Consider the following 15,298-nt stretch of genomic DNA (forward strand, 5'->3'; position numbering starts at 1 on the left):
TATTAGCTGTTAAGACTATTCTTAACCGCACTTTCATTCGAAAAAGCAAAAAAACCGAAGAAATTCAAAAAATAAGAAGAAAAAACCAATAATCAACACAAAAATAGTGGTTAATTTCATTAATTAGCGTAAATAATGAAATTATGCTCCGCACGAAAGGTATAGTCGCCGACAAAAAATTTAGCGCGGTGAATCGTAAACAAGCACGAAAAGATTATCTATTCGGTTAAATCGACGCAGAAAGAAGATTTGCACGAACATCCTGAGGCCTTGCTTTGCGCCAGCGGCAATAAAACCGTTGCGGCTAATGTCGCATAAAACGCGGCATCTCTATCAGATGAAATACGTATCATTCTTAATATCGTACGCATAGCGTATTAAAGGTAGGCTGAGTATTTTCAGACGCCGGATTGCCGATGCAAAAATGTGATCTCTGACGGAATTTTTCGTCATCCGTTACGCTGACTCACCGGTTCGTTCACTATTTGTTCGCCTTATTGTCATCTGGCAGTCATATAAAACACCATTAATAGTGCCCAGTTTACTGACGAATCTGGACGCACTTATGAACAGTTCCCTGGCTGCGGTTGCAGAAACCGATTATCAACCGTTTACGCCGCCGTTTATCGACCGGCAGCGTAAGGTCCTGAGCGTACGCAACCTGAGTAAAGCCTGGCGCGCGCAGCAAACCGTACTGGATAGCATCAGTTTCGATCTGCATGCGGGCGAATTGGTTGGCGTGATCGGTCGCTCCGGCGCCGGAAAATCGACGCTTTTGCACGTCATTAACGGTACCCATCGCGCCAGCGCCGGCGAAATCCTCAGCTTCCCGGAAGGAGGGACGCCGCAGGACGTATCAAAGCTGTCCGGGCGGGCGATGAACGCCTGGCGTAGCCAGTGCGGTATGATTTTCCAGGATTTTTGCCTGGTTCCGCGTCTCGACGTGTTGACCAACGTGCTGCTGGGACGCCTGAGCCAAACCTCAACCCTGAAATCATTATTCAAAATCTTCCCCGACGCCGACCGCGCCCGCGCTATCTCCCTGCTGGAATGGATGAATATGCTGCCGCATGCGCTGCAGCGAGCGGAAAATCTCTCCGGCGGCCAGATGCAGCGCGTGGCCATTTGCCGGGCCCTGATGCAAAACCCGGGGATTTTGCTGGCCGATGAACCGGTCGCCTCTCTCGACCCGAAAAATACGCAGCGGATCATGAATGTCCTGCGCGAAATTAGCGAACAGGGCATCAGCGTGATGGTAAACCTGCATTCGGTGGAGCTGGTGCGAGAATACTGCACGCGGGTTATCGGCATAGCCAAAGGCAAGATTATTTTTGACGACCATCCCACGCAGCTGAATCAGGATATTCTGCATCGGCTGTATGGCGATGAAATTAGCCAATTGCATTAATTTCACTCACACGGGCAAAATAATGAAAAAGTACATCACTGGCGCAGTTCGTTTATCCGCAGCGGTTGCAGGCATTATGATTGCGTGGCAGGCAAGCGCTGCTGAACAACCGAAGGAATTAAACCTGGGTATCCTTGGCGGTCAGAACGCAACGCAGCAAATTGGCGACAACCAGTGCGTTAAGCAATTCCTTGATAAAGAGCTGAAGGTCGATACAAAATTACGTAACTCCTCCGACTATTCCGGCGTCATTCAGGGATTACTGGGTGGCAAAGTTGACGTGGTATTAAGTATGTCGCCGTCTTCTTACGCCTCCGTTTATATTAACAATCCGCAAGCGGTCGATATTGTTGGGATTGCCGTAGATGATAAAGACGGGTCCCGCGGCTACCACTCGGTGGTGATTGTCAAAGCAGACAGCCCGTATAAAAAGTTAGAGGATCTGAAGGGCAAAGCGTTTGGCTTCGCCGACCCGGATTCCACTTCCGGCTTTTTAATTCCAAACCACGCCTTTAAACAGCAGTTCGGCGGCACCGCGGATAATAAATATAATAACTTCTTCTCCAGCGTGACCTTCTCCGGCGGCCACGAGCAGGATATTCTCGGCGTGCTGAACGGTCAGTTTGCCGGTGCGGTGACCTGGACCTCCATGGTCGGTGACTATAATAGCGGCTACAGCGTCGGCGCCTTCAACCGCCTGATTCGCATGGATCACCCGGATTTGATGAAGCAAATCCGCATTATCTGGCAATCGCCGCTGATCCCGAACGGCCCGATCCTGGTCAGCAATTCCCTGCCTGCTGATTTTAAGGCCAAAGTCATTACCGCGATTAAAAAGCTGGATACCGAGGATCACGCCTGCTTTATTAAAGCGATGGGCGGCACGCAGCATATCGGCCCGGGCAGCGTGGCTGATTTTCAGCAGATTATTGATATGAAACGCGAACTGGTTAGCGCGCGTTAATCCCACCCTGACGCTGCCGCCCGGCGAGTGTCGCGGGGGGCAGCGACTCGTTGAAGACACAGCGACGCATGAATAACACCCATACCCAATTCGAACGCTACTATCAGCAGGTACGCTCGCGACAAAAGCGCGATACCTTTAGCGGGTCCCTGCTGCTGCTGGTACTCTATTTTGCCGCCGGCAGCCTGGCCGAGTTTAATCTCCTTACCATCTGGCACTCGCTGCCCAATTTTCTCGATTACCTGTTTGAGACGTTGCCCACGCTGCACATCGCCGATCTGTTTGCCGATTCGCATACTAAGGGCTCTCTGGCTTACTGGGGCTATCGCCTGCCGATTCAGCTACCGCTTATCTGGGAAACGCTGCAGCTGGCGCTGGCGTCGACGCTGGTTGCGGTGGTGATTGCCACCCTGCTGGCGTTCGTTGCCGCTAATAATGCCTGGTCCCCTGCCCCGCTGCGTGTTGCCGTCCGCGTGCTGGTGGCTTTTCTGCGCACCATGCCGGAGCTGGCGTGGGCGGTGATTTTCGTGATGGCTTTTGGTATCGGCGCCATCCCCGGCTTCCTGGCATTAATGCTGCACACTATCGGCAGCCTGACCAAGCTGTTCTATGAAGCGGTAGAGAGCGCCCAGGATAAACCGGTGCGCGGCCTGGCCGCCTGCGGCGCGTCGCATCTGCAGCGTATCCGCTTTGCCCTGTGGCCGCAGGTCAAACCCATCTTCCTCTCATACGGCTTTATGCGCCTCGAAATTAACTTCCGCTCCTCAACCATCCTTGGGCTGGTGGGTGCGGGCGGCATCGGCCAGGAGCTGATGACCAATATCAAACTGGACCGTTACGATCAGGTCAGCATCACGCTGCTGCTGATTATTCTCGTGGTCTCGCTGCTGGATATGCTGTCCGGCCGCCTGCGGCAGTGGGTTCTGGAGGGGAAAAAATGAGTCAGTGGCAAAATCAACCGGATATCGCCGCCAGCCGTCGCCGGCATCGGCATTTGTATCAGGCCCAGGGGCGCTATCTGCGCTATATCGGCCTGCTGACGCTGGCCTGCCTGCTCTACTATATCTGGTTCTTTATGCAGTTCGGCATCAGCGGCGAGCAGCTCGCCAGCGGACTGGAGCAAATCAGTCGCTATCTGCTGCGGATGTTCGTCTGGCACGACTTTTTTAACTGGCCGTTCCGCTATTACTTCACGCAAATCGCTATTACTCTGGCGATTGTTTTCGCCGGGACGCTTACCGCGACGGTTATCGCCCTGCTGCTCTCTTTCCTGGCGGCGCGCAACATTATGCGCGGCGTGATTCCGGGGACGATTGCCCTGCTGATGCGCCGGTTGTTCGACGTGCTGCGCGGTATCGATATGGCGATCTGGGGGCTGATTTTTGTCCGCGCGGTGGGGCTCGGGCCGCTGGCCGGGGTACTGGCGATAATCATGCAGGATACCGGGCTGCTGGGGCGTCTGTACGCTGAGGCGCACGAAGCGGTTGAGCGCTCGCCGGGACGCGGGCTGACGGCGGTAGGCGCGAACGGGTTACAGAAGCACCGTTTCAGCATTTTCACGCAATCTTTCCCCACTTTCCTGGCGCTGAGCCTGTATCAAATCGAATCGAATACCCGTTCAGCCGCGGTGCTCGGCTTTGTCGGCGCGGGAGGGATCGGCCTGATTTATGCGGAAAATATGCGTCTGTGGAACTGGGACGTGGTGATGTTTATTACCCTGCTGCTGGTGGCGGTGGTGATGGCGATGGATACGCTGTCCGCCTGGCTACGCCGCCGCTATATTGGCGGCAGCGTGGTGCCGCTGTTTAAAGCGGATTAGTTTTTTCCGGATCGCGCTACGCCTCCCCGGGGAAGTCTGATATCACAACATTCCCGGAGGCGGCGCTGCGCAGCTATCCGGTTTACCCAAACTGCACGAAAAAGTAGCCGGGTAAGGCGTTTACGCCGCCCCCCCGGGGAAAATCACAGCCGCCACGTCAGTACCGGCCACTGATGCTGCGCATTCGCCGCCGTCAGCTGCGGACACGGGTTGACCAGCCGTACGCGATCGGCGCGCAGGCACAGCGGCAGATCGTTAATCGAATCGGTGTAGAAGGTCACCACACCCGAACAGGCGGGATGCGCCGCCAGCCACTGCTCAAGACGCACCACCTTCCCCTGCTGATAGCTCGGCGTACCGGCAATCACTCCGCTATAGCCGCCGTCCACCATCTCAACGTCAATGCCCAGCGCCTGCTCGATGCCCAGCTGCGCCGCGACTGCCTGTACCAGCAGGCTGACCGAGGCTGAGATCACCAGTATCTGCTCGCCCTTTGCCTGTAAAGTCCGAATCAGATCCCAGGCCTGCGGATAAACGCGCGGCAAAATTTCTTCACGCACGCAGCGCGCCAGTAGCGCATCCACGTCCTGCTTTGCCACACCAACCAGCGGCGCCTGAATCAGAGCCACATAATCGGCGATATTCATCTCGCCGCGATCGTAATCGTCCATCAGCATCGCTTCCCGCGCCAGGTAATCGGCATCGTTTACCCACCCTTCGCGCACCATAAAGCGGCTCCACAGCGTACTGCTATCGCCCTTAATCAACGTATTATCCAGATCGAAAATGGTCAGCGTTTTACCCATCGTTTATTTTCCTTTATCGGCCACAGCGCCTCGCGAGAGCATGCGCAAGTAAAATGACAGCAGAATGAACCGGGCATAACGAGTCTCCTCTTCTATGCCAGTTATAACTGTTACCCATGTATCCGGTCTAAAGTGTTACCCATGTTTCCGGTTCATACCCTACGCTTATCCGGGCGACTCTCGGATGGATGCGCAGCGCCGCGTCCCTCATTATCCCCGCACGCTCATCACCAGCAGTACGGCTATCAGCAATAGCGGATAAATTCTCACATGCCAGCGATCCGGTAAACGCGCCAGCCAGCGGGAGGCTATTTTTAATCCCAGCCAGCTTCCCGCCACCAGCTGCGCCGCCGCCGATAGCCAGATGTTGCCGATAAACCCATTCGGTAACGCCACCGGCGACAGCCAGGCGAGCAATAGCCAGGTCAGCGTCGCCGTTGCCGCCAGCGGCAGCGTCAGCACGTTGGCCATCGCCGCTGCTTCGGACATCAGCACGCCGCGACGGCGCATCAGAGGAACGGTCATCACGCTTCCCCCCACGCCGAGAAAAGAGGCGATCAGGCCAATGATACCGCCTGTCGTAAGCTCATGTGGCACCGACGGCACCACCCGGCGGGATGGCGGGGTCATAAATCCGGCGCGAAGGTAGCAATCGGCAACGGTTGCCAGCAGGTAGATAACGAACAGCCAGCGGATCCACTCCCCGCTCACCTCAAGCGCCAGCAGCGCGCCGGCGATGCCGCCAACGGCAATGCCGGTGAGCATGGCCCACAGACGACGCCAGCTCAGGGTGCCGGTACGCACATGCCGCCAGGTCGCCAGCAGCGCGGAACAAAGCATAACTAGCGCCGAAGTGGCGACCGCGATTTGCATCGCCTGCTGTCCGACTGCGCTTTGCGCTCCCCACGCGCCGGTGACCAGTAAATAGAGCAGCGGGACGGTAACGAAACCGCCGCCGAAACCAAAGAGCCAGGTGGTCACGCCGGATAGTATGCCGCACAGAAAAAGCCAGTCGCTCATTCGAACTCCTCCACAAAAGGAGGTAACGATATAGAATAACCTCATGGCCGGCTTACGCTTTAAAGCCAATCTATTACGAATTTCAGCCAGGGCAACTTTTTATGCGCAACGTTGCGATTAATGACGTCGATCATCTGCCTCGCCGGGTGCTGGCGCTGGGCAGCGACTACCCGCCCAATACGCTGCTGGAGCGCCACAGCCACCGCCGGGCGCAGTTTCTGTACGCGATGAACGGGTTAATGAAGGTCGAAACGGATGACGGCCAGTGGCTGGTCCCGCCGTTCAGCGGAGTATGGATCCCGGCGACAAAACCGCATCGCGTCTGGATGCCCGGCGTCAGCACCCACAGCCTGTATATTGATGCGCAGGTCGCCCCGCGTGATAGCGAGCGCTGCGAAGTGTTACAGGTTTCTCCGCTGATCCATCAGCTCCTGCTGGCCGCCTGCCAGCTACCGCTGCTGTATGAAGAGAGCGGGCGCGATGCCGACCTGATTGCGCTCCTGCTCCATGAACTGGGCGCCGCCGCGCCGCTGCCGATGTTTACCCCGCTCCCGCAGAACAGCCATCTCGCGGCGCTATGCGGCGATTTTCAGCAACAGCCCAGTATCCGCAGCACGCCGCAGCAGTGGGCGCAAAAGCTGAACAAAAGCGTACGCACCTTTAATCGTCTGTTTCGCCGGGAGACCGGGATGGCGTTTTGCGACTGGCGCCAGCAGGCGTGCCTGATGTACGCCATGACGGCGCTGCGTGAAGGGGACTCGATTACCGAAGTCGCGCTGAGTCTGGGCTATGAGTATCCGGCCGCCTTTACCGCGATGTTCCGCAAAGCGATGGGCTATTCGCCGATGGCCTTTATCCGCCAGATCAACGGCGGACCGGCAAACGCCAGTCCGCAATAATCGCGACTTACTCTGCTGCGCGATTCAGCCAGTCGAACAGATTATCCACCGAAAGCTGCGCGGGCGCGCGCGTTGCTGGCTGCCCCGCTTTAAGCAGCAGCAACGTCGGCAGGCCGCGCACGCCGAGCGTGGTCGCCAGATCCTGATGCTGGTCGGCATCCAGATAGCGCGTATCCAGTTGAGCAATTCGCGAGCTGAGTTTCTCATGCGCCAGCAGTTGCCAGAGCTTGCGGCAGTGCACGCAGCGCTCCGCGCCTACGAACAGCAGCACGGGCCTTTCACTCTCCAGCTCGCTCGCCGCGCTTATCGGCGTGAACGCGCTTTCCGCGACGCGGAACAGCTTCGGACTGCGGCGCAGGGTATCGTTATCGGTTGCCACGCACAGCGCATCGGCGCTCTTACTGTACGGCTGTACGCCCGCCACCCGCACCACGCTTTGCGCCGGTCCCGCTGCCGCCGCGCCGGGCTGGCGCAGGGTTCGTACATCGACCGCCGCAATCGGCGTCTCCTGCGGCTGCGCCAGCTGCGGGATCCAGGCGTAGGGAATGCGGTAGGCGCGATAGACCATATTGTTGTTCAGCGTCTTGCCCCAGAACGGCGAAATATATTCCCAGACAATTTCGTGATCGCGGGTCACTTCAAAAATGCGCCCGTTCGATCCTTCGTTAATCAGGGTATTGCCGTTTTCCAGGCGCTGCATATTGCTGATGTACGGGCTGTAAAAGCGGTACGAATCGGTCGGCTGCGGCAAATCCGCTTCATAAGGCGAATAGCGCCATTCGATATCAAGGGTCAGCGGATTGATCTCCAGGATCCGGGAGTAATCGCGCCAGGCGTTTTTCACTCCGTCCGCCGATGCCGGATTCGGCGCGCCGTATCCGGCCCAGCCGCCGTTATCGAAAATCAGGATATTGCCCGCGCCCGGTAGCCCCTGCGGGATCATATGCGCATGATGCTGGCCGATAATCCAGCCGATGTGTTTCAACTCCGGTTTGCTGTAGTCCGGGCCCAGCTGCCAGACGATCTTGCCGCTCTGTTTGTCGATAATGGCGATAATGTTGGATTCACGGGCGTCCCAGATAATGTTGTCGGGATGAAAACGCGCATCGCCAGCGTCATACCACTTATTCGGCCCCAGCGCCGACATCGAATTGATATGCATCCAGTCGCCCATTCCACCGCCGCTGGCGCGCATATTCGGATTGTTGTAGAGCGCGGTACGCGCCGCGTCGTCGAAACCCAGCTCGTGGAAATGGTCGCTGCAGCGCCACTCCCACACCACGTTGCCCTGCCAGTCAACTTCAATAATGGTGTCGTCCAGCAGCAGCTTGTCGGAGATCGCTTCGTTCAGCAGGTTGGTATGGGCGAGGATCAGGGTATTGCCGCCATCCACCTGCGGCTCCAGCCCCGGCGCGTAATAGCCCACCGGATTGCCTGCCCGCTGATAGTCGTGATGAGCTCGCGCCATCCAGCGCGTTTCATTGCCGGGATCGCTCACCTGCTCATAGCGATCGAATTTCCAGGTCACATTGCCTTCCCAGTCCACCTGGATCAGATCGAGCATATCCTGCATGCCGTAGCGCGGATCGCGCTCGCCGCTGTGGCCAAGGATGGCGCCGCCGGGCAGGATTTTATTGGGAAATCCATGCAGTTCAGGCCATTCGCGTACCACGTGACCGTTCATATCTACCAGCACCGCGCCGTGTTCGGTGGCCTGGAAAAGGGTGTAGCCGCTCCAGGCGCGCTGCGGATCGTAGAGGGTGGCGCCGGTCGGGAAGACGGAGGGGTGTCCCATAAGTTGCTCCTTACATTAAAGAATCAGGCAGAAGTAATCAGATTGCGTATCTGGCGGCAGGCGGCGGTAAACGCGGCATCGTCGCGCTGGCGCGGATGGGGCAGCGCCAGGCTTACCACTTCCCGTATCCGCCCCGGACGCGGCGAGAGCACAACGACCCGGTCGGCCAGGGCGACGGCTTCTTCCACATCGTGCGTCACCAGCAGCGTGGTGGTTCCCGCGCGCTGATGTATCTGTAAAAGTTCCTGCTGCAGGGTATGGCGCGTCAGGGCATCCAGCGCGCCGAAAGGCTCATCGAGCATCAGAATCTGCGGACGGGCCACCAGGCCGCGGGCAATGGCGACCCGCTGGGCCATACCGCCGGAGAGCTGCGCGGGCAGCGCGTTGGCGAATTCGCTGAGCTGCACGCGTTCCAGCATTTCCAGCGCCCGCTGGCGCTTCTCCGCCCGGCTGAGCTTTTCATCCGCCAGACCGAGCATCACGTTGTCGATCACCTTCAGCCACGGAAACAGGCGCGGCTCCTGAAATACGATGCCGCGCTCTTTGCCCACGCCGGTGACCGGCTCGCCGTTAATGCGAATTTCGCCCTGGGTCGCTGACTCCAGGCCTACCAGCATCCGCAGCAGCGTCGATTTACCGCAGCCGCTGCTGCCCACCAGCGCCACCAGTTCACCGGCGGCGATATCCAGGCTGAAATTCTGTAGCGCCGTTACCTGTTGCCAGGATTTACGCACGTGGCGAAAAGAGACCAGAGTTGAAGAGGTCATAGCTGCTCCTGTTGACGCCAGCGGGTGGCGCGCATTTCCAGTAAACGTCCGGCTTTATCCAGCGCCGCGCCGGTGATACCGACCAGCACCATGCCGCAGAGAATGGTGGGCATATCCAGCAGCTGCTGGGCGTTGATCATCAGGCTGCCGATGCCGACGCCGGAGGACATGAAATATTCCGCGCCGATATTGCCAAGCCAGGCGTAAATCAGCGCCAGCCGTAGACCGGCGAAGATCCCCGGCGCCGCGCCGGGAAGAATAACCCTGCGCAGGCGCGCTAATTCGCCCAGGCGCAGTACCCTGGCCACTTCATCGAGCTGCGGGTTACGCTGCAGCACGGCCTGCAGCGTGCTGAAGAACATCGGAAAGAACGACGCCAGCGCGATAAAGACGATTTTGCCGCCGTTATCGTTGCCCACCCATGCGGTCAGCAGCGGTAGCCAGGCAAACAGGGCGATATGGCGCAGCACGTTTAACGTGGGCGTGAAGATTTGCCCGGCGCGCGGGCGCAGCGCCAGCAGCAGTCCGCAGAGCAGGCCGCCCGTAATCCCCAGCGCGCCGCCGACAAAGGCCCGTCCGAGACTGGCCAACATCGCCGTAGTCAGCTCCCCGCTCAGGATGCCCTGAATAAAGCGCACCGCTACCGCCAGCGGCGAAGAGAACAAGGCTTCATCAATCCAGCCTGACTGGCTGGCCAGCTGCCACAGCGCCAGCAGAACTAACGGCAGCTGCAGCGCCCGCCAGCTGGCCTGCGGTTTCCACGCCAGGCGTCCGGCGGCAGGCTGCGGCCAGAACACCAGCCGGGAACAGGCCCGGTTCGCCGCCCACTCCATCAGCATGCCGCTCAGGCCAACCACCGCAATGGTGACGAAGACGATATCCAGCTGAAACAGCTGACGACCCCAGACCATCAGGTAGCCAATACCTTCCGAAGACGCCAGCAGTTCCACGACGATAAGCGACACCCAGGCCTGCGATAGCGCCAGACGCAGGCCGGTAAACCAACCCGGCAGGCTTGCCGGGATCACCAGCCAGCGCAGCCGCTGCCAGCGGGAAAAATTCATTACTCTTGCGGCTTCGCTCAGGGTCAACGGCACGCCGGCCACCGCCTGCTGCGTATTAATGGTCATCGGTACTACGGTGGTTTTGACGATCACCGCCAGCTTGAGGCCGTTATCGATCCCGAACAGCACCATAAACAGCGGGATCCAGCCGAGCGTCGGGATTTGCGCCAGCGCGTAAAACAGCGGTTCCACCCGCTGCGCGGCGGCCGGCACCAGGCCGAACAGCGCCCCGAGCAGCGTGCCTGCGATGGCGCCCAGCAGCAGGCCAAGCGCCAGATGCTGAAGGCTGAATCCCCACTGCGCCAGTAGATCGCCGCTCAGCAGCGACAGGGCGGTATCGGCAACCACCGACGGCGCGGGCAAAATTTGCTCCGGCATCCATCCCTCGCGCGCGGCGATGTACCACAGCAGCAGCAGTAACGCAGGCAGCAGCCACGGCCAGCCGTTAAGCCTGAACCCCGGCCTGCCGGGAGCATCCGTTCTTAAGATCATCTGCGACATTTCGGTCCACTTTTCAGTCAGTCATGTCGCTATCAAAACGTGCCTCACGCTTCGCCGCCATTGCGTAAGGCGAATAATCCCGATGCATCAAATGCATTTCAGCCTGGCGGGCACGCGGCTTCTGATTTAGCTTTTTTTCGGCAATGCTTGGCGAATAAAAGCATTTAACACGTTGCCCGTCGGCTCTTTAGGGTGAGAAAAAACTCAAGGGAGCAACACGTTATGATGAAAGCAATATTCAACCGCACCTTGCTGGCGCTGGTCGCGGTCATCGGCCTGGCGTCCAGCGTCCAGGCCGAAACGCTACGCACTATCCGCATCGGCGTGCCGGACCAGAGCGCGGGCAGTAAACCCTTTATTGAGGGGCCGGTCGGCATGGCGTTTATCCGCCATCAGCTGGAAGAGGTGTTTAAGCCGCAGGGCGTGGAAGTGCAGTGGCAGTTTTTCAAAGGCGCCGGTCCGGCGGTAAATGAAGCGTTAGCCAACCGCCAGCTGGATTTTGTCTACCTCGGCGATCTGGCGGCGATTATCGGTAAGGCCAACGGGCTGCCGACGCGCCTGCTGCTGGGCAGCCGGGGTTCGGAATCTTACCTCGCGGTGACCAAAGCTTCCGGGATTAAAACCCTCGCCGATCTGAAAGGCAAACGGGTGGCGGTTTATCGCGGCACGGCGGACCAGCTGGCCTTTGACCGGGCGCTGCAAACCGTCGGCCTCAACGAGAGCAGCCTGCAGGTGATCAACCTCGACTGGAACGCCGGCAAAGCGGCGCTGGCGGCCGGTCGCGTCGATGCGGTGTGGGGCGGCGTTTCGCTGCTGGCGCTACGCGGCGATAAGATTGATGTGGTCGTCAAAAGCGGTGACTCCGGCCGCCAGAACACCACTCAGGCTGGGTTCCTCGGCACGCAGACGTTTATAGACGCCTGGCCGCAGGCGACCCAGCAGATCGTTAACGTGTTGGTGAAGAACGCCGCTGAAATCAGTGACCCGGCCAATCGCGACGCCTGGTCCGCCGAGATGGCGCAGCAGAGCCAGATCCCGCAGGCGCTGTTTCTCGAAGAGCTGCAGCCGCAGGATCTGAACTTTACCACCTCGCCGCGCATCGACCCGTTCCTGACCGCCAGCTTTAGCAGCAGCGTCGGGCAGGCTCAATTGGGCCGCCTGATCCGCAGCGCTTTCGACGTCAGCCAGTGGGTGGACGGCCAGTTTGTCGAGCGGGCGCTGAAAGCCCAGCAGCTGGAAAATCGCTGGCCGCAGTACGATGCCGAAGGCCAGGCGAAAAACGCCGGTTAACTCCCCTCCTCCTGGGCCAGCAGCTGCAGCTGATGCTGACGATCGGTATGGAGGATCATCTCTATCAGTTTCGCAACCAGCGGCGGCTGAGCCGCATGAACCGGAGAGATAATGGCAAACCGGGTCTGCATCAGCCGCCACTCTTCAGGCAGATCGCTGAGCTCCAGCTTAACCAGCCGATGGCTGTGCTGGCATAGCGCGAAGCCATCCTCGCTGGCGAAGCTAATCGCATTGGTTCGCGCCAGGGTCGAAAGCAGCGCGTAGATATGGTCGCACTGAATCGCCGGCGCGAAGTCCTGCTGCTGGCTGAGGGTCGCCAGCACTTTGCGCACGCCCGGCGGCAGATAGGGTGCCGCAAAGGGGTAACGCAGCATTGCCTGAATAGAGACCGGACCCTGTTTTGCCAGCGGATGCCCGGCATGGCAGACGAAAAAGCAGCGCTGCGGGCTGAGTGGCTGAACGCGCAGCTGCGGGTCGAGCTCGGCCTGCCAGCTGTCGGCGACGACAAAAGGATAGCTCTGGGAGGTGAGCGCCTGATGCAGAGCCAGCCAGTTATCAATCTGAAAGCGCACCCTCGCCTGCGGCAAAAGACGATGAAACTCGCCGATGGCAGCCGGAATCAGCCTCGCGGCGGGGGCCGGGCCGCAGCCAAAGGCGACCTCGCCGTTTTGCGCATCGTCCGCTTCGCGCAGCTGGCTGCTGAGCTCGACGTTAAGTTCCTGAAAACGGCGGGCGTAGGGCAGCAGCTTTTGCCCGTGAAGAGTGAGCGTCGGTAGCTTGCTCTGCCGGTCAAATAAAGGATGCCCGACGCTCTGCTCCAGCGCCTGGATGCTGCGGCTGAATGCCGACTGCGACAGGCACACCGCCTCGGCCGCGCGATTAAAACTGCCGTACTCAACGAGCGCCACAAAGTTGCGCAGTTGGCGAAAATCCAGATGCATTAGCCCGCCCCACTCTCTCTTTTATTCCTCAAAAGTACTGGAGGGGAGCCTGGCGGCGCAATGGCGGGATGATGAGGATCTTTCACCTTGAAGTGAATCTGCCCGGTTGCGTCACACGCGAATATTTGTGAAATATTGTTTCACGGAGAAAAAATTTATTAATACGATAAGTTCAGGTTGGCGTTAAATAATGCGCGTTATTTTTCACTGCACGATCCTGCCCGTATTAATTACGTAAGGTTTCGTAAATTTTGCGTTTGGTCATTCTGAGGCCGTAGCGAATCGGCTATAAAATATCACGGCCCGTTTTCAGTGATGAAAAACAATGATATGAAGCCCAGACTCTCTCACGCGCTACTGTTTGTTCCTTTTTTGCTTTTGGCAGGATGTTCATCCTCATCGAAACCGCATAAAACCGCCGCCCAGAGTAGTCACTCGACCATCGACGGAGGTTCAGACGATCTGATCCCGGTGATCGCCGCGCTGCACGATCAAATGCATACCTGGGAGGGAACGCCCTACGAATGGGGCGGGACGGAGCAAAGCGGCGTCGACTGCTCCGGGTTTGTCTGGCGCACGCTCAAAGATCGCTTCAACCTGCCGATGGAGCGCATTACGACGCGCGAGCTTCTGCATATGGGCGAGCGCGTGAGCCCGCGGCAGCTGCGGCCGGGAGATTTAGTCTTCTTCCGTATTAAAGGCGGCATGCACGTCGGTTTCTATGATACCGACCGTAATTTTCTTCATGCTTCCACCAGCCAGGGCGTGATGCGCTCTTCGCTGGATAATCCATACTGGCAATCGGTATTCTACCAGGCTCGCCGCCTGCCGAAGGAATATAACGCCCAGATAACCATGAATAACGATAATCTGCATCTGGCAAAAAATCGTTAATCACTCATAACAAAGCCGCCCTGTCGCCACGGCGGCTTTGTTGTCTGTTAGCTGTTAACTTATCAGAACTGATAGGTCATACCGACAGCAACGATATCATCATCGTTAATGCCGAGCTTATTATCGCTCTTCAGCTGGTTGATTTTGTAATCCACAAAGGCATTCATATTTTTGTTGAAGTAATACGTCACGCCAACGTCAATATAGTTGACCAGATCTTCGTTGCCTACGCCCTCAATATCCTTACCTTTTGACAGCACGTAGCCCAGGGACGGACGCAGCCCGAAATCGAACTGGTACTGCGCCACGGCTTCGAAGTTCTGCGCTTTATTGGCAAAACCGCCGCTGATTGGCGTCATTTTGCGGGTTTCTGAGTACATGGTCGCCAGGTAAATATTGTTGGCGTCATATTTCAGGCCGGTTGCCCAGGCTTCCGCTTTTTTACCCGTACCGCGAGACAGCAGGTTCTGGTCGTTCGTGCGATCGGAGCTGGTATAGGCCGCGCTGACGGCAAAGTCGCTGCCGCCGAAGTCGTAGCTTAGGGCGGTACCGAAACCGTCGCCGTTCTGTTTCTTCGCGTCGCGACCTTCGTTTTTGCCCTGATATTGCAGGGTCAGATTCAGGCCATCTACCACGCCGAAGAAATCGGTGTTGCGCCAGGTGGCCAGGCCGCTGGCGCGTTTGGTCATAAAGTTATCGGTCTGCGCGGAAGAGTCGCCGCCGAATTCCGGGAACATATCGGTCCAGGCTTCGACGTCGTACAGCGCGCCGAGGTTACGACCATAGTCGAATGAGCCGTAGTTTTTCACTTTAACCCCGGCGAACGCCAGACGCGTTTTCTGCGTGGAGTCGCTTTCGGTTTTGTTGCCGGAGAACTCCGATTCCCAACGGCCGTAGCCGGTCAGATCGTCGTTAATCTGCGTTTCACCTTTAATGCCGAAACGAACGTAAGTCTGATCGCCATCTTTGCTGTCATAGTCGCTCATATAGTGCATCGCTTTGACTTTGCCGTAGACGTCCAGTTTATTACCGTTTTTATTATAAACTTCTGCCGCCTGGGTAGCCGAAGAAGCAATAAGACCCATCATCATTAATGCCAGTGAGCTCTTTTTCATTATTCAGTCCTGGTA

Annotated in this window: 14 protein-coding genes; 7 read left to right on the plus strand and 7 right to left on the minus strand. The window is 58.0% G+C overall.

The features are described 5' to 3' along the window. The first annotated feature begins 565 nt into the window (after positions 1–565). From phnC to phnE (ABLV12_RS06085), 4 genes are all read left to right on the plus strand, one after another. Entirely contained in the window at positions 566–1,408 is an 843-nt protein-coding gene (gene phnC / locus ABLV12_RS06070; RefSeq protein ID WP_348866908.1) for a phosphonate ABC transporter ATP-binding protein, read from the plus strand. Positions 1,409–1,430: 22 nt separating this feature from the next. Next, complete coding sequence (gene phnD, locus ABLV12_RS06075; protein ID WP_335269505.1) at positions 1,431–2,372, plus strand: phosphonate ABC transporter substrate-binding protein; 942 nt, start codon at positions 1,431–1,433, stop codon at positions 2,370–2,372. Between the two features lie 68 nt (positions 2,373–2,440). Next, entirely contained in the window at positions 2,441–3,313 is an 873-nt protein-coding gene (phnE, locus tag ABLV12_RS06080; protein ID WP_004099314.1) for a phosphonate ABC transporter, permease protein PhnE, read from the plus strand. Next, complete coding sequence (phnE, locus tag ABLV12_RS06085) at positions 3,310–4,191, plus strand: phosphonate ABC transporter, permease protein PhnE (RefSeq protein WP_348866909.1); 882 nt, start codon at positions 3,310–3,312, stop codon at positions 4,189–4,191. Before phnE (ABLV12_RS06080) ends, phnE (ABLV12_RS06085) begins: the two co-directional genes overlap by 4 nt. 143 nt (positions 4,192–4,334) lie before the next feature. Here phnE (ABLV12_RS06085) and ABLV12_RS06090 read toward each other — a convergent pair whose 3' ends face one another. Continuing rightward, positions 4,335–4,997 (minus strand): HAD family hydrolase, encoded by a 663-nt coding sequence (locus ABLV12_RS06090; RefSeq protein WP_126488563.1) that lies wholly within the window; start codon positions 4,995–4,997, stop codon positions 4,335–4,337. Positions 4,998–5,207: 210 nt separating this feature from the next. Continuing rightward, entirely contained in the window at positions 5,208–6,017 is an 810-nt protein-coding gene (locus ABLV12_RS06095) for a sulfite exporter TauE/SafE family protein (RefSeq protein ID WP_024273811.1), read from the minus strand. Positions 6,018–6,118: 101 nt separating this feature from the next. On the opposite strand from ABLV12_RS06095, the gene ABLV12_RS06100 reads away from it, so the two are divergent. Further along, positions 6,119–6,916, plus strand: coding sequence for a helix-turn-helix transcriptional regulator (locus tag ABLV12_RS06100; RefSeq protein ID WP_348866910.1), 798 nt, complete (start codon positions 6,119–6,121; stop codon positions 6,914–6,916). A gap of 7 nt (positions 6,917–6,923) precedes the next feature. Here ABLV12_RS06100 and ABLV12_RS06105 read toward each other — a convergent pair whose 3' ends face one another. The 3 genes from ABLV12_RS06105 to ABLV12_RS06115 are packed head-to-tail and all read right to left on the minus strand — an operon-like array spanning position 6,924 to position 11,043. Next, entirely contained in the window at positions 6,924–8,711 is a 1,788-nt protein-coding gene (locus tag ABLV12_RS06105) for an aryl-sulfate sulfotransferase (protein WP_016809784.1), read from the minus strand. Positions 8,712–8,734: 23 nt separating this feature from the next. Beyond that, positions 8,735–9,478, minus strand: coding sequence for an ABC transporter ATP-binding protein (locus tag ABLV12_RS06110; RefSeq protein WP_004099303.1), 744 nt, complete (start codon positions 9,476–9,478; stop codon positions 8,735–8,737). Beyond that, positions 9,475–11,043 (minus strand): ABC transporter permease, encoded by a 1,569-nt coding sequence (locus tag ABLV12_RS06115; RefSeq protein ID WP_032727854.1) that lies wholly within the window; start codon positions 11,041–11,043, stop codon positions 9,475–9,477. The genes ABLV12_RS06110 and ABLV12_RS06115 overlap by 4 nt, the downstream gene beginning before the upstream one ends. Before the next feature lie 222 nt (positions 11,044–11,265). On the opposite strand from ABLV12_RS06115, the gene ABLV12_RS06120 reads away from it, so the two are divergent. Beyond that, the gene (locus ABLV12_RS06120; protein ID WP_325905343.1) at positions 11,266–12,333 is read left to right on the plus strand and encodes an ABC transporter substrate-binding protein; all 1,068 of its coding nucleotides are present in this window, start codon (positions 11,266–11,268) and stop codon (positions 12,331–12,333) included. Here ABLV12_RS06120 and ABLV12_RS06125 read toward each other — a convergent pair. Next, positions 12,330–13,274 carry a LysR family transcriptional regulator gene (locus ABLV12_RS06125; RefSeq protein ID WP_032727853.1) on the minus strand — a complete coding sequence of 315 codons (945 nt, stop codon included), beginning with the start codon at positions 13,272–13,274 and terminating at the stop codon, positions 12,330–12,332. The genes ABLV12_RS06120 and ABLV12_RS06125 overlap by 4 nt on opposite strands. 330 nt (positions 13,275–13,604) lie before the next feature. Here ABLV12_RS06125 and ABLV12_RS06130 point away from each other — a divergent pair, with 330 nt between their 5' ends. Beyond that, the gene (locus ABLV12_RS06130) at positions 13,605–14,168 is read left to right on the plus strand and encodes an NlpC/P60 family protein (RefSeq protein ID WP_004099299.1); all 564 of its coding nucleotides are present in this window, start codon (positions 13,605–13,607) and stop codon (positions 14,166–14,168) included. Between the two features lie 62 nt (positions 14,169–14,230). Here the strand turns inward: ABLV12_RS06130 and phoE are convergent, their stop codons facing one another. Next, the gene (gene phoE, locus ABLV12_RS06135; protein WP_064398677.1) at positions 14,231–15,283 is read right to left on the minus strand and encodes a phosphoporin PhoE; all 1,053 of its coding nucleotides are present in this window, start codon (positions 15,281–15,283) and stop codon (positions 14,231–14,233) included. Between the last annotated feature and the right edge of the window lie 15 nt (positions 15,284–15,298).

This window comes from Klebsiella sp. CN_Kp100 (genome assembly GCF_040065315.1).
Lineage (GTDB): Bacteria > Pseudomonadota > Gammaproteobacteria > Enterobacterales > Enterobacteriaceae > Klebsiella > Klebsiella oxytoca.